The sequence below is a fragment of the Streptomyces sp. NPDC015661 genome (genome assembly GCF_043077765.1).
In the GTDB taxonomy this organism is placed as follows: Bacteria; Actinomycetota; Actinomycetes; order Streptomycetales; family Streptomycetaceae; genus Streptomyces.
Genome location: NZ_JBIBST010000003.1, coordinates 56,840 through 70,652, shown reverse-complemented (window position 1 = coordinate 70,652; position 13,813 = coordinate 56,840). Strand labels below are relative to the sequence as shown.

Annotated in this window: 12 protein-coding genes; 7 read left to right on the top strand and 5 right to left on the bottom strand. The window is 73.0% G+C overall.

Translation table 11 applies throughout. From position 1 onward, the window contains the following. Positions 1–20 precede the first annotated feature (20 nt). Complete coding sequence (murJ, locus tag ACF07V_RS08730) at positions 21–1,631, bottom strand: murein biosynthesis integral membrane protein MurJ (protein ID WP_392152490.1); 1,611 nt, start codon at positions 1,629–1,631, stop codon at positions 21–23. Next, positions 1,628–2,815, bottom strand: coding sequence for a lipid II:glycine glycyltransferase FemX (locus tag ACF07V_RS08725; protein WP_392152488.1), 1,188 nt, complete (start codon positions 2,813–2,815; stop codon positions 1,628–1,630). Before ACF07V_RS08725 ends, murJ begins: the two co-directional genes overlap by 4 nt. 209 nt (positions 2,816–3,024) lie before the next feature. Here ACF07V_RS08725 and ACF07V_RS08720 point away from each other — a divergent pair, with 209 nt between their 5' ends. Then, a complete protein-coding gene (locus tag ACF07V_RS08720; RefSeq protein ID WP_392152486.1) occupies positions 3,025–4,197 on the top strand; it encodes an Ig-like domain-containing protein in 1,173 nt (390 codons plus the stop codon). 603 nt (positions 4,198–4,800) lie between these two features. Here the strand turns inward: ACF07V_RS08720 and ACF07V_RS08715 are convergent. Next, a complete protein-coding gene (locus tag ACF07V_RS08715; RefSeq protein WP_392152484.1) occupies positions 4,801–5,454 on the bottom strand; it encodes a pirin family protein in 654 nt (217 codons plus the stop codon). 58 nt (positions 5,455–5,512) lie between these two features. Between ACF07V_RS08715 and fasR the strand changes: the two genes are divergently transcribed. From fasR to fabF, 5 genes are all read left to right on the top strand, one after another. Beyond that, positions 5,513–6,694 carry a fatty acid biosynthesis transcriptional regulator FasR gene (fasR, locus tag ACF07V_RS08710; RefSeq protein WP_391462867.1) on the top strand — a complete coding sequence of 394 codons (1,182 nt, stop codon included), beginning with the start codon at positions 5,513–5,515 and terminating at the stop codon, positions 6,692–6,694. A gap of 89 nt (positions 6,695–6,783) precedes the next feature. Further along, on the top strand, positions 6,784–7,701 hold the full coding sequence (locus ACF07V_RS08705) for an ACP S-malonyltransferase (protein ID WP_392152482.1): 918 nt from the start codon (positions 6,784–6,786) through the stop codon (positions 7,699–7,701). A gap of 18 nt (positions 7,702–7,719) precedes the next feature. After that, the gene (locus tag ACF07V_RS08700) at positions 7,720–8,751 is read left to right on the top strand and encodes a ketoacyl-ACP synthase III (RefSeq protein WP_392152480.1); all 1,032 of its coding nucleotides are present in this window, start codon (positions 7,720–7,722) and stop codon (positions 8,749–8,751) included. Positions 8,752–8,809: 58 nt separating this feature from the next. After that, positions 8,810–9,058, top strand: coding sequence for an acyl carrier protein (locus ACF07V_RS08695; protein ID WP_392152478.1), 249 nt, complete (start codon positions 8,810–8,812; stop codon positions 9,056–9,058). A 79-nt stretch (positions 9,059–9,137) separates the two neighbouring features. Then, complete coding sequence (fabF, locus tag ACF07V_RS08690) at positions 9,138–10,400, top strand: beta-ketoacyl-ACP synthase II (RefSeq protein ID WP_392152476.1); 1,263 nt, start codon at positions 9,138–9,140, stop codon at positions 10,398–10,400. 218 nt (positions 10,401–10,618) lie between these two features. Here fabF and ACF07V_RS08685 read toward each other — a convergent pair whose 3' ends face one another. After that, positions 10,619–12,121 carry a PQQ-binding-like beta-propeller repeat protein gene (locus ACF07V_RS08685; RefSeq protein WP_392152474.1) on the bottom strand — a complete coding sequence of 501 codons (1,503 nt, stop codon included), beginning with the start codon at positions 12,119–12,121 and terminating at the stop codon, positions 10,619–10,621. 53 nt (positions 12,122–12,174) lie between these two features. Further along, positions 12,175–12,669: a DUF3145 domain-containing protein gene (locus tag ACF07V_RS08680; RefSeq protein ID WP_266891520.1), complete on the bottom strand. Its 495-nt coding sequence runs from the start codon at positions 12,667–12,669 to the stop codon at positions 12,175–12,177. Between the two features lie 260 nt (positions 12,670–12,929). On the opposite strand from ACF07V_RS08680, the gene ACF07V_RS08675 reads away from it, so the two are divergent. Continuing rightward, positions 12,930–13,811, top strand: a complete 882-nt coding sequence (locus ACF07V_RS08675) for an SGNH/GDSL hydrolase family protein (RefSeq protein WP_392152472.1) — start codon at positions 12,930–12,932, stop codon at positions 13,809–13,811. The last annotated feature ends 2 nt before the right edge of the window (positions 13,812–13,813 follow it).

Genomic DNA, 13,813 nt, shown 5'->3' with positions numbered 1-13,813 from the left:
AGGGCGTCGGGTTCGGCGGGTCAGGTGCGGCGGAGGCGGTTCGCGGTCGAGGCGAGGAGGGCCTGGAGTTCCGTGAGGCGGAGGGGGCGGGAGAGGAGGGCGAAGGTGGTCAGGATCGTCGCCGCTCCCGCGAGGCCCGCCACCACCGGCCCCGCCGCTCCCGCCGCGTCGGCGACGAACAGGCCGTATCCCGCCGCCGGGACGGCCGCCACGAGCAGCCGGGCCAGCGCGGGGACCGCCCCGCCCGGCGCCCCGCCGAGGCGCCGGCGCAGCACGTACGCCGTGGCCGCCCAGCCCGCCCACAGCGCCAGCGAGTACGCCGCCGCCATGCCGGTGACGGCCCAGCGGGTCGGGAGCCAGTGGTACGCGGCCAGGGAGAGGCCCGCGTTCAGGGCGGCGATGACCAGGTTCAGGAAGAACGGGGTGCGGGTGTCCCGCAGGGCGTAGAAGGCCCGGGTGCACACGTACTGGCCGGAGAGGGCGACCAGGCCCGGCGCGAAGGCCATCAGGGTCCAGGACATCGCGCGCACGTCGTCGGCGCCGGTCGCCCCGTACCCGAAGACCAGCGTCATCAGTGGGACGGCGAGCGCGAGGAGCGCGCAGGCCGCCGGAACCACCGCCGCCGCGCTGGTCCGCAGGGCGTACGAGACGTCCCGCCGGACGCCCGCGAGGTCGCCGTCGGCGGCGGCTCCGCTCATCCTCGGCAGCAGCGCGGTGACGAGGGAGACGGTGATGATGCCGTGCGGGACGGTCCACAGCAGGTACGCGTTGTTGTAGGCGGCGAGGCCCGCGCCGCCGTCCGTCACCAGACCGCCCGCCGAGGTGGCGATCCAGGTCGTCACCCAGTACGCGCCCTGGTTCGTGAGGACGAGCAGCACCAGCCAGCCCGCCGAGCGCAGCGGGGCCGCGAGGCCGCTGCCGCGCCAGTCGAAGCGGGGCCGCCAGCGGAAGCCGGCGGCGCGCAGCGAGGGCAGCAGGGCGAGGGCCTGGACGGCGATGCCCGCGGTGGTGCCCCAGCCGAGGAGGGCGGTCTCCCCGGGGGTGAGCTCGCCGCCGTCGCCGACGGCCAGGAAGAGGCCGAAGACGGTGACGGCGACGACGTTGTTGAGGACGGGGGTCCACATCATGGCGCCGAACCGGCCCCGGGCGTTGAGGACCTGTCCGAGCAGGGTGAAGAGTCCGAGGAAGAAGATCTGCGGCAGGCACGAGCGCGCGAAGGCGATCGTCAGGTCCCGCTGTCCGCCCACGTAGTCGGTGTACGTGTCGACGATCAGCGGCGCGGCCAGGACGGCGACCGCCGTGAGTGCGGCGAGGGCCAGCGCGCAGAGGGTGAGGAGACGGTCGGTGTAGGCGACGCCGCCGTCCTCGTGCTCCTTGGCCGCCTTGACGAGTTCGGGGACGAAGACGGCGTTGAGGGCGCCGCCGAGGAGCAGCATGTAGACGATGGTGGGGACGGAGTTGCCGACCGCGTACCCGTCGGCGACGAGCCCCGCGCCGAGCGCGGCGGCGACGACGGAGGCCCGTACGAAGCCGGTGGCGCGGGAGACGAGCGAGCCTGCGGCCATGAGGGCGCCGCTGCGGAGGGCGGAGGGCTTCGGCTTGCTCGGTGCGGCGGTGAGCGTCGCGGTCATCGACGGGCCAGATAGGCCTGGAAGGCGCGGAACAGCGCCCCGTTGGTCGTGCCCTGCATCGGAATCTCCCACTCCCCCAGCGTCTCGACGACCTGCCCGCCCGTGCCGAGCTTCCAGCGAAGGAGCCCGTGGGCGCGGTCGTCCGGATCAAGGGTGGAGGGTACCCCGCGCAGGTCGTAGACGGCGGCGCCGAGCGCGTGAGCGTCGAGCATCATGCGCCACTGGAGGGCGTTGGAGGGCCGGACCTCGCGGCGGTGGTCGGCGGAGGCGCCGGTCTGGTACCAGACCCGGCCGCCGACGGCGAGCATGGTGTGCGCCGCGAGGATCTCGCCCCCGTGGCGGGCGAGGTAGAGCCGCATGCGGCCGGGCTGCTCGGCGTTGAGGACGGCGTACTGGCGCTCGTAGTAGGCGAGGGAGCGGCCGAGGCGGAAGCCGTCGCGTTCCTCGGTGATGCGCAGGAGCCGGTAGAACTCGGGAAGGTCGGCGGCGGAGCCGACGACGACCTCGACGCCGGACTTCCGGGCCTTGCGGACGTTGCGCCGCCACTCCTGGTTGAGGCCGGTCCACAGGTCGTCGGTGCTCCGGCCGGCGAGCGGGACCTGGAAGACGTGCCGGGGCTGGGCGTCGGCGCCGTCCTCGGAGTCGCCGCCGCACTTGCGCCAGCCGCGGGCGCGCAGCCGCTCGGCGACGGCGGTGCCCAGCGGGTCGACCTCGTCGGCGAGGACGTCGGAGAGCCGTCGGCCCGGCCCGGTGCCGGCCTTGACGGTGGCGGCGTTCCACCGGCGGTAGGCGGGCCCGGGTCCCATGCGGACGGCGAAGGCGCCCAGGGAGCGCAGATGGCCGAGGAGCGGGGCGAGCCAGCCGTCGAGGTCGGGGTCGGCCCAGTCGGCGACGGGCCCTTCGGGCAGATAGGCGAAGTACTTCCGGGTGCCGGGGAACGGCCGGAGGAGGACGAGCGCGACGCCGGAGAGGGCCTCGCCTTCCCGCCCCCATCCGACGAGTTGGTGACTCCAGCCGTCCTTCACCTGCGCCCAGGAGGGGAGTTGGAGGAAGCTGGGCCCCTCCGCGCCGGAGCGGGAGTCGAGGAACGCGCGGTACGCCTCGGGGGTCACGGGCCCGAGCCTGACCGGTCCTGCGGGGGCGCGGCGGTCGGTGGGTGCGGCCGTCACGAGCAGCGCTGACACAACGGGAGCCTCCTTGTTCCGCCCCTCGGTGGTGGGGCGCACAGCAGGCTCACAGCCGAATTCGACGGGTGCGCGCGGCGATTGTGACCGGACGATGACCGTTCCGCCGCAGCCGTCGTCACAGAGGCGTCCGGCGCCCCGGGGCGCTCGGCGGCGGCCTACAGTCCAGGACATCCCACCCTTTCTCCCTCACACCGCGGAGGTCTTCCGTGCTGCCGATACGCACATCCCGTCCCGCCCTGGCGGTCGTCGCGCTGACCGTGTCCCTCACCGCCTGCACGGCCCAGGCGGCGGACGGGGGCCCGTCCGGGGCGCGGGTCGGGGCGTCCGAGGCTCCGCCGGCGAAGGTGACGGTCGTGAAGAAGACGGCCGGCAGCCCGGTGACGGTGACCGCGACGGGCGGCACGCTCAGGGCGGTACGGGTCGTCGACGCCGACGGCGGTGTCCTGAAGGGCCGTACGGACGCGGGCGGTACGAGCTGGGTCTCGGACCGCAAGGCGGTGCCCGGCACCTCCTACACGATCGAGGTGACGTCCCGTACGGCCGACGGGAAGGAGTCGACCAGCCGGTCGTCCTTCGCCACCCCGGAGCCCGGGAAGGTCAACAAGCTGACCCTGGCCCCCGGCAAGAACACCACGGTCGGCATCGCCCACCCCCTCTCCATCGTGTTCGACCTGCCGGTGACGCGGAAGGCGGACGTGGAGAAGCAGCTCAAGGTGACCACCTCGAACGGCACCGAGGGTTCCTGGGGCTGGGTCAAGGACTACTCGGGCCGGGACAGGGTGGACTGGCGGCCCCGGGAGTACTGGAAGCCGGGCACGAAGGTCACCCTCGAAGCCGACCTCGACGGCACGGACTCGGGCGGCGGCTGGTTCGTACGGGACTACCGCACCGGCTTCACCGTCGGCGCGGCGCAGGTGGTGAAGGTCGACCTCGACGCGCACCGGCTGACGCTCGTACGGGACGGGCGGGCGGTCCGCACGATCCCCGTCTCCGGCGGCACCCCCGGCGGCGACAAGCGGTCCTGGCGGGGGACGGCCGTGCTGATGGCGAAGGAGGGCACGATCAACATGAACTCGGAGACGGTCGGGCTCGGCGACGCGTACAACAAGGATGTCGACTACTCGATGCGGCTGACGTGGTCGGGGATGTACGCGCACGCGGCGCCCTGGAACGCGGCGTACTTCGGCCGGGCGAACCACAGTTCCGGGTGCATCGGGATGAGCGACGAGAACGCGGCGGCGGTCTACGCGGCGGTGAAGGTGGGTGACCCCTTCGAGATCACGGGGCGCGAGACGAAGGGGACGGTGGCGGAGGGCAACGGGTACGGGGCGTGGAATCTGAACTGGCCGGCCTGGAAGTCCCGAAGCGCACTCCACTGACCTCGGCGCGAGCCGGCGGCCGGCCGGGCGATGCCCCCGTGTGCGCCGGCGGCCGGACGGGCGATGCCCCCCGTGTGCGCCAGCGGCCGGCCGGGCGATGCCCCCCGTGTGCGCCGGCGGCCGGCCGGGCGATGCCCCCCGTGTGCGCCCGCGCCCGTCGGCGGCGCCCCCGCCCCCCGTGTGCGCCCGCGCCTGTGCGGGGCGGCGCCCCGGCCCGCCCGCCGCGTGTGCCCGCGCCCGTGCGGGGCGGCGCCCACCCGCCGTGTGGGCGATCGTCCCGCTGGGGCGATGGGGGTCCCCCCTGCTCGAGCGGGACCGAGAGCTTGGGGGAGGGTGGGCACACGGGACGGCGCGCCTGGCCGCGCCCCCGCCTTCCGCGCCTGGACCCGCACCCCCAGGGCGGCGCACAACGCGGTGCGGGTTCGGGCGCGGAAGCCTCTGGCGCCGGCAAGGGCGCCGTCCGTTGTGCCCACCCTCCCCCAAGCTCTCGGCTTCGCTCGAGCAGGGGGGACCCCCATCGCCCCGGCGGAACGCATGCCCACAACGGGGTGGGAACAGCCCCGGCGGGACCGGCGCCCACAACGGGGGTGGGTGGGTGGTGGGTTACGGGGTTTGCATGTGCCAGATCAGGAGTTCCGTGGCCGCGGTCGCCAGCAGCTCCACGTCCTTCTCGCCGGTCAGCCTCGCCGCGTCCCCCGGCCCCAGTTCCTCCTCCGCCAGCCTTGCCCCGCCCCGCACCACGTGTACGTACGTGAAGTCCGTCGGTCGCAGCGCGGCGGACTCGTCCGCCTTCAGGCGCTCGACCCTCAGGGACGCCCCCGCCGCCGGGACCTCGTACGAGCCGCCGAGACCCCGCACCACCTCGTACCTCGCCTCCCCGCCCGGCTGGAGCGGGGCCAGCCACATCTGGACGAAGACCAGAGGGGTCGTGCCGTCGTTGCGTTCGACGTGGCGGACGCCGCCCGCCGCGCTGAGGTGCTGGAGGTCGCCGGGGCGGACCACCGACGTGTGCCCGGCGCTGTCGGCGTGCGTGAGTTCGCCCTCCACCACCCAGGTCACGATCTCGGTGTGGGAGTGGGGGTGCTCGTCGAAGCCCGCGCCGGGGGCCAGCCGCTCCTCGTTGCAGGCGAGGAGCGCGCCGAAGCGGAGGTTGTCGGGGTCGTAGTACGGCCCGAAGGACAGGGCGTGCCGGGTCTCGATCCCGGCCGCCGGGTCGCCCCCGGGGTAGCGCTCGCCGGCGCGCTGGATGCGTATCACGGACGTACCGTAGCCCCGACCCCGCACGCCGGCGTCCCGATAAGGCAGTCTTGTCCCCGTGCCTGAACCCGTGAACGCCGCCCACCCGCACGCCGCGACCCTGAAGCGCCTCGAACAGTCGTCCGGGCGGCTCGCCGCGGGCGCCATCGCCCGCATGGACGAGACGCTGCCGTGGTACCGCGCGATGCCGCCCGAGAACCGGTCGTGGATCGGTCTGGTCGCCCAGGCCGGCATCGCCGCGTTCACCGAGTGGTTCCGGCACCCGGAGACCCCGCAGGCCATCTCGACGGACGTCTTCGGCACCGCGCCCCGCGAGCTGACCCGTGCGATCACGCTGCGGCAGACCGTGGAGATGGTCCGGACGACCATCGAGGTCATGGAGTCGGCGATCGAGGAGGTCGCCGCCCCCGGCGACGAGAACGTCCTCCGGGAAGCGCTGCTCGTGTACGCCCGCGAGATCGCCTTCGCGACCGCCCAGGTGTACGCGCAGGCCGCCGAGGCCCGGGGCGCCTGGGATGCCCGGCTCGAATCGCTCGTCGTCAACGCGGTGCTCTCCGGTGAGGCCGACGAAGGTGCCGTGTCCCGCGCCGCGGCCCTCGGCTGGAACTCGCCCGACCATGTGTGCGTCGTGCTCGGCACCGCCCCCGACGGGGACAGCGAGCTCACCGTCGAGGCGATCCGCCGGGCCGCCCGGCACGCCAAGCTCCAGGTCCTCACCGGTGTCCTCGGCGACCGGCTCGTCGTCATCGCCGGCGGCAACGACAATCCGCTGGCCGTCGCGAAGGCGCTGATCGGGCCGTACGCGCCCGGACCCGTCGTCGCCGGGCCCGTCGTGCCCGATCTGCTCGCCGCGACCCGGTCCGCGCAGGCCGCCGCCGCCGGGCTCAAGGCCTGCTCGGCCTGGCAGGACGCGCCCCGGCCGGTCCTGGCGGACGATCTCCTCCCGGAACGCGCCATCGCCTCCGACCCTTCGGCCCGCGAGCAGCTGGTGGAGGAGATCTACAGACCGCTGGAGGAGGCGGGCTCGGCGCTGCTCGAAACTCTCAGTGTCTATCTGGAGCAGGCGAGCAGCCTGGAAGGCGCGGCCCGGATGCTCTTCGTCCACCCGAACACCGTGCGCTACCGGCTCCGACGTGTGACCGACGTCACCGGCTGGTCACCCTCCGATGTTCGCTCCGCGTTCACGCTGCGGATCGCCCTGATCCTGGGACGCTTGGCCGACGGAGATCCGCAGTCCTAGACTTTTGTCGAACACCAACAATTCCCCCGACGGTTCTTCGTCCTTGTCCCCACGGGCGCTCGAAGCCGTCCCCAAGAGAGAGTGTGAGGGTGCTCGTACTCGTCGCTCCCGGCCAAGGCGCTCAGACGCCCGGCTTCCTGACTCCCTGGCTCGAACTCCCCGGCGCTGCCGACCGCCTCGCGGCCTGGTCCGACGCGATCGGGCTCGACCTCGTCCACTACGGCACGAAGGCGGACGCGGACGAGATCCGTGACACCGCCGTGGCACAGCCCCTCCTCGTCGCCGCCGGCCTGCTGTCCGCGGCCGCGCTCGGCGACGTGAAGCCCGGCGTCGTCGCCGGTCACAGCGTCGGCGAGTTCACCGCCGCCGCCTTCGCGGGCGTCCTCGACGACGAGGCCGCGCTGCGCCTCGTCCGTACCCGTGGTCTCGCGATGGCCGAGGCCGCCGCGATCACCGCGACGGGCATGTCGGCGCTGCTCGGCGGCGACCCCGAGGTCACCGTCCCGCACCTGGAGAAGCTCGGCCTGACCCCGGCCAACGTGAACGGCGCCGGCCAGATCGTGGCCGCCGGCACCCTGGAGCAGCTGGCCGCCCTGGAGGCGGACAAGCCCGAGGGCGTCCGCCGGGTCGTCGCGCTCAAGGTCGCCGGCGCGTTCCACACGCACCACATGGCCCCGGCCGTGGCGAAGCTGGAGGAGGCGGCGAAGGAGCTGTCCCCGGCCGCCCCGGTCACCCGCTACGTCTCCAACAAGGACGGGCAGGTCGTCACCGACGGCGCCGAGGTCGTGGCCCGTCTGGTCGGCCAGGTCGCGAACCCGGTCCGCTGGGACCTGTGCATGGAGACCTTCCAGGCGCTCGGCGCCACCGCGCTGATCGAGGTGTGCCCCGGCGGCACCCTGACCGGCATCGCCAAGCGGGCCCTGCCGGGCGTGGCCACGGTCGCGCTCAAGACTCCCGACGACCTCGACGCGGCCCGTACGCTCATCGCCGAGCACGCGGCCGTCTGACAAGGAGTGTCGAGAAACATGTCGAAGATCAAGCCCAGCAAGGGCGCCCCGTACGCGCGGATCCTCGGTGTCGGCGGCTACCGTCCGACCCGGGTCGTGCCGAACGAGGTGATCCTCGAGAAGATCGACTCGTCCGACGAGTGGATCCGCTCGCGCTCCGGCATCGCGACCCGCCACTGGGCCTCTCCGGAGGAGACGGTCGCCGCCATGTCCGTGGAGGCCTCGGGCAAGGCCATCGCCGACGCCGGGATCAGCCCCGAGCAGATCGGCGCCGTGATCGTCTCCACGGTCTCGCACTTCAAGCAGACCCCGGCCGTCGCCACCGAGATCGCCGACAAGATCGGCGCCGGCAAGCCGGCCGCGTTCGACATCTCCGCCGGCTGCGCGGGCTTCGGCTACGGCCTGACGCTCGCCAAGGGCATGATCGTCGAGGGTTCGGCGGAGTACGTCCTCGTCATCGGCGTCGAGCGGCTCAGCGACCTGACGGATCTGGAGGACCGCGCGACGGCCTTCCTGTTCGGCGACGGCGCCGGCGCCGTGGTCGTCGGCCCCTCGGACGAGCCGCACATCGGCCCCACCGTGTGGGGTTCGGAGGGCGACAAGTCCGAGACGATCAAGCAGACCGTGCCGTGGAACGAGTTCCAGGTCGGCGACGTGTCGAAGCTCCCCCTCAACCAGCAGGGCGAGATCAAGTTCCCCGCCATCACGCAGGAGGGCCAGGCGGTCTTCCGCTGGGCCGTCTTCGAGATGGCGAAGGTCGCCCAGCAGGCGCTGGACGCCGCCGGCATCTCGGCGGACGACCTCGACGTCTTCATCCCGCACCAGGCGAACATGCGGATCATCGACTCGATGGTGAAGACTCTGAAGCTGCCGGAGCACGTCACGGTCGCCCGTGACGTGGAGACCACCGGCAACACCTCGGCCGCCTCGATCCCGCTCGCGATGGAGCGGCTCCTGGCGACCGGGCAGGCGAAGAGCGGCGACACCGCGCTCGTCATCGGCTTCGGGGCGGGTCTCGTCTTCGCCGCGACGGTCGTTACCCTCCCCTAGGCACACCGGATCTTCCGGAAGCCGTTTTCCTCAGTACAACCACAAGAAGGAGCGCCACATGGCCGCCACCGAGAAGGAGATCGTCGACGGTCTCGCCGAGATCGTCAACGAGATCGCCGGCATCCCCGTCGAGGACGTCCAGCTGGACAAGTCCTTCACCGACGACCTGGACGTCGACTCGCTGTCCATGGTCGAGGTCGTCGTCGCCGCCGAAGAGCGCTTCGACGTCAAGATCCCGGACGACGACGTCAAGAACCTCAAGACGGTTGGCGACGCCGCCAGCTACATCCTGAAGCACCAGGCCTGATTCGGCCCCTGCTGACTCGGTCCGCCACCCGGCGGTGGCGCCGTATTTCGACCATCACACACGTGGAGAAAGAATTCCTGTGAGCTCGACCAATCGCACCGTGGTCGTCACCGGTCTCGGCGCAACCACACCGCTGGGTGGCGACTCCGCATCGACCTGGGAAGGTCTGATCGCGGGACGCTCCGGCGTCAAGCCCCTCGAGGGCGAGCGCTTCGCCGAACTGCCCGTCAAGATCGCGGCGCTCGCCGCGGTCGACCCCGGCGACGTGCTGCCCCGCCCGCTGGCCCGCAAGCTGGACCGCTCGGCGCAGTTCGCGCTGATCGCGGCCCGTGAGGCCTGGGCCGACGCGGGCTACACCGGCCCGGCCGGCGAGGACGAGAAGATCGTGCCCGAGCGGCTCGGTTCCGTCATCGCCTCCGGCATCGGTGGTGTCACCACCCTGCTCGACCAGTACGACGTGCTGAAGGAGAAGGGCGTACGCCGCGTCTCCCCGCACACCGTGCCCATGCTCATGCCGAACAGCCCCTCCGCGAACGTGGGCCTGGAGGTGAACGCCCGGGCGGGCGTCCACACCCCCGTCTCCGCGTGCGCGTCGGGTGCCGAGGCGATCGGCTACGCCGTCGAGATGATCCGTACCGGCCGTGCCGACGTGGTCGTCGCCGGCGGTACCGAGGCCGCGATCCACCCGCTGCCGATCGCCGCCTTCGCCAACATGATGGCGATGTCCAAGAACAACGACGAGCCGACGAAGGCCTCGCGTCCCTACGACACGGGCCGCGACGGCTTCGTGCTCGGCGAGGGCGCCGGTGTCGTGATCCTGGAGTCCGAGGAGCACGCGAAGGCGCGCGGCGCCCGCATCTACTGCGAGGTGCTCGGCCAGGGCCTGTCGGCCGACAGCCACCACATCGCGCAGCCCGAGCCGACCGGCCGGGGCATCGCCGCCGCGATGCAGAACCTCCTCGACTCGACGGACCTGAAGCCGTCCGAGGTCGTCCACCTCAACGCGCACGCCACGTCGACGCCGCAGGGCGACACCGCCGAGATCAAGGCGCTGCGGAAGGTCCTGGGCGACGACCTGGACCACGTCGCGATCTCCGCGACGAAGTCGATGACCGGTCACCTCCTCGGTGGCGCGGGCGGCATCGAGACCGTCGCCACGGTCCTGGCCCTGCACAACCGCCTGGCCCCGCCGACGATCAACGTCGACGAGCTGGACCCCGACATCGACGCGGACATCGTCCGCGACGAGCCCCGCGAACTCCCGCAGGGCACGATCGCCGCGATCAACAACAGCTTCGGCTTCGGTGGCCACAACGTCGTGCTGGCGTTCCGTACCGTCTGATCCACGGCTGAACAGTGAGGCCCGCTCCCAGCACGGGGGCGGGCCTCCGCCACGTCCGCCGGACGGAGTCCGGCACAGCGCCCCGAAGCCCGCGAAGCGACGCGAGGGGCGCACGAAGAAGAGGCCAACAGCTTCGGCTTCGGCGGCCACAACGTGGTGCTGGCGTTCCGTACGGTCTGATCCACCCCCCGGTTCGGGGGTGGGCGTTCCTCGTGGGGTCAGCGGAGGGCGAAGGCCGCCGGTTCCGCCTGCATCAGGATCTGGTTGAGGACGACGTGGCCGCCGGTGACGGGCTGCAGCTCGGGTCTGATGGAGATCTCCGGCGTCTTCGCCGTGTCGGGGGTGAGGCGCGTGCGGACCTTGCCGGTGGCGGGGTCGAGGAGGGTGATGGCCGCGTCGTACCCGAGGACGGCGACGCGGCCGTCCGGCTCCACCGCGAGGGCCATCGTCTGGTGCTCGCTGCCGTACAGCCACGCCTTCCGGCCGTCCTTGAGGGAGTACGCGACGACCGACGTCGGTACGCTCGAACCGGCCTCCGCGAGGGTGATCAGGAGGCCGCCGCGCACGAGCGGCCTGACGGTGCGGCCGTCGCCGACCTCGCCGGGGGCGGACAGGACGCCCTCGGGCCCGGAGAGCGGCACGGTCACGCTCGGGGTGCCCTTGTCGTCGAAGCCCAGGAAGGCGTGCGTGCCCCGCGTGTCCTCCTCGTCGACCGCGAGGACGACGGGGGAGACGGAGACGACCGCCGCCGTGGCCTTCGACTCGACGGGCAGGTCGCGGGTCCACCGCTGCGCGCCGGTACGGGTGTCCAGGGCGAGCAGCCGGGCGCCCGTCCCGCACTGCTCGGCGAGGAGCGTACGGGTTGCGTCGGCGTCGACCGCCAGGGTCTGGCATCCCTTGGGCACCGCCCGCTGCCAGCGCTGCTCGCCCGACTCGCTGGAGCGGGCCCGTACGGCTCCGTCCTCGACGCCGACTGCGGTGGTGCCGCCGACGGCGAGGGCGTCTGCGGCGAGGCCCTTTCCCGCGAGGGTCCTCTTCCAGAGGACCGTGCCGTCGGAGGTGCGGACGGCGAGCAGCGTCGCGCAGGGCTTGTCGTGGCGGCCGTACGCGACGAGCCCGACGCCCTCCTCGGTGTCCCGGGTCATCGCGCACAGGGCCTCGCGGGTGGGCGCGGGCACGCTCCACCGGACGTGGCCGTCGGTGCCGTCGTACGCGAAGACTCCGTCGATCCGGCCCTGGGCGACGACGGAGCCGAGGCCCCAGAATCCGACGCCCTCGTCGTACTTCTGGCCGACGCCCGGGACCGTCCACGCCACGGACGGCCGGGGGTCGGGGATGCGGGGCGCCGCGGCCGAGGGCTTCGCGGGCGCCTTGCCCGCCGTCCCGGTGTCGTCCTCGTCGTCCCCGGCCGTCAACGCCCACAGGCCGCCCGCCAGGAGGGCGAGCGCCCAGACCGCGGCCGCGGCCACGAGCGAGGAGCGGCCGGGCCGCGTGGGGGTCATGTCGTTCTTGGCGAGGCCGGGCGCGGCGTCCCGTACCTCTGCCTCCGGGGCCGCCGTACCGCGCCGCCGTACCGCGAGGAGCGTCGCCCCCAGTGCCCCGCACACGAGGGCGCACACGAGCGCCGCCCAGCCCGTCGGCCAGGCTCCGTCGGCGACACCTGCCCCCAGGAAGACCGCCGCCGCGCCGAACGCGGCGCCCGGTATACCGTCACGCGTCACTTCTCTCCCACCCGGCGCGCCCCCTGCGCGCCCGGGCGGAATCTACAGCCCCGTCAGACGACCTGGTGGAGCCAGCGGACCGGGGCGCCCTCGCCCGCGTACCGGAAGGGTTCCAGCTCGTCGTCCCAGGGCTTGCCGAGCAGCTTGGCGATCTCCGCCTCCAACTGGGTCTCGCCCTGCGCGGAGCGCGCGAGGGCGGCCCGCAGCCGGTCCTCGGGGACCAGGATGTCCCCGTGCATGCCGGTGACGGCGTGGAAGATGCCCAGGTCGGGGGTGGCGCTGTAGCGCTCGCCCTCGGCGGTGGGGCAGGGCTCCGCGGTGACCTCGAAGCGGAGCATCTGCCAGCCGCGGAGCGCGGAGGCGAGTTCGGAGGCGGTGCCGGTCCGGCCCTGCCAGGAGAACTCGGCTCTCCAGGTGCCGGGGGACGCCGGCTGGCGGATCCAGTCGAGCTGGACCCTCGCACCGAGGACGCCCGCCACCGCCCATTCGACGTGCGGGCACAACGCGCGCGGTGCGGAGTGTACGTACAGGACTCCACGTGTCGTCACCGGGACCTCCAGTGTGGGACGAGGTTCGCCTTGCCCAGCGGCCTCAGTAAACAGCATCAGGAGCAGAACACCGCAAACCCTCAAAAAGGGGACAGCATGTGACGTGATGTAATTTACCGGAGCCGGTCGGCTAAGGCGCCTCTGGTTCGACGGGGGAAAAGCTACCGTGCCGCACCGTCATCGGTGTGACGTACGGTCGGTCCGGGGGCCGGTGGACACGAAGCTTTCACCCGCCAGGACGCCGAAGGAGGGGGCCGGGGATGCGCGGCCGAGGCCGATTCCGTACCGCTGTCGCCGCCGCGACGGCCGCGCTGCTGTGCGGCGGGGCGCTCTCCGGCTGCACGGCCGTGGGCCCGGCGGCGAAGGCGCCCTCGGCGAGACCGGTACCGAAGCCGAGCCCGCTGTGGGACGTCTCCCCCGCCTCCGTGGCGGCCGTCGGCGATTCCGTGACCCGCGCCTTCGACGCCTGTTCGGTGCTGTCGGACTGCCCCGAGGTGTCGTGGGCGACCGGCACGGACACCGCCGTCAACAGTCTGGCGCTGCGGCTGCTGGGGCCGGAGAAGGTGGCGACCCGCAGCTGGAACCTGGCCAGGACGGGCGCGCGGATGGCGGAGCTCCCGGAGCAGATGGCCGGGGCCGCCGCCGAGAAGCCCGAGCTCGTGACGGTGATGATGGGGGCGAACGACGCCTGCCGCGCCACCCCGGACCTGATGACCCCGGTGGCCGATTTCCGCGCCTCCTTCGAGTCGGCCCTCGCCCGGCTGCGGGCGGGCGCGCCGAAGGCGCAGGTGTACGTGGCGAGCGTGCCGGACCTGAAACACCTGTGGTCGACGGGGCGGGTGAGCCCGATGGGGCGCCAGGTGTGGAAGTTGGGGATCTGCGGCGCGATGCTGGCGGACGCGGAGGACCTGGGGCCTGCGGCCGAGCGGCGCCGGGCTTCGGTGCGGGACCGGGTGGTGGCGTACAACGAGGTCCTGGAGCAGGTCTGCGCGAAGGACGCGCGCTGCCGGTACGACGGCGGGGCGGTGTTCGGGTTCCGCTTCGACGGCGGGCAGTTGAGCCCCTGGGACTGGTTCCATCCGAGCAAGGACGGCCAGGCGCGGCTCGCGGAGCTGGCGTACCGGCGGATCACGAAGGAGTGAGG

Bases quoted from the DNA above. Each gene is read 5' to 3' on its own strand.
- murJ (WP_392152490.1), bottom strand. From the start codon at position 1,631: ATGACCGCGACGCTCACCGCCGCACCGAGCAAGCCGAAGCCCTCCGCC.
- ACF07V_RS08700 (WP_392152480.1), top strand. From the start codon at position 7,720: ATGTCGAAGATCAAGCCCAGCAAGGGCGCCCCGTACGCGCGGATCCTC.
- ACF07V_RS08695 (WP_392152478.1), top strand. From the start codon at position 8,810: ATGGCCGCCACCGAGAAGGAGATCGTCGACGGTCTCGCCGAGATCGTC.
- ACF07V_RS08675 (WP_392152472.1), top strand. From the start codon at position 12,930: ATGCGCGGCCGAGGCCGATTCCGTACCGCTGTCGCCGCCGCGACGGCC.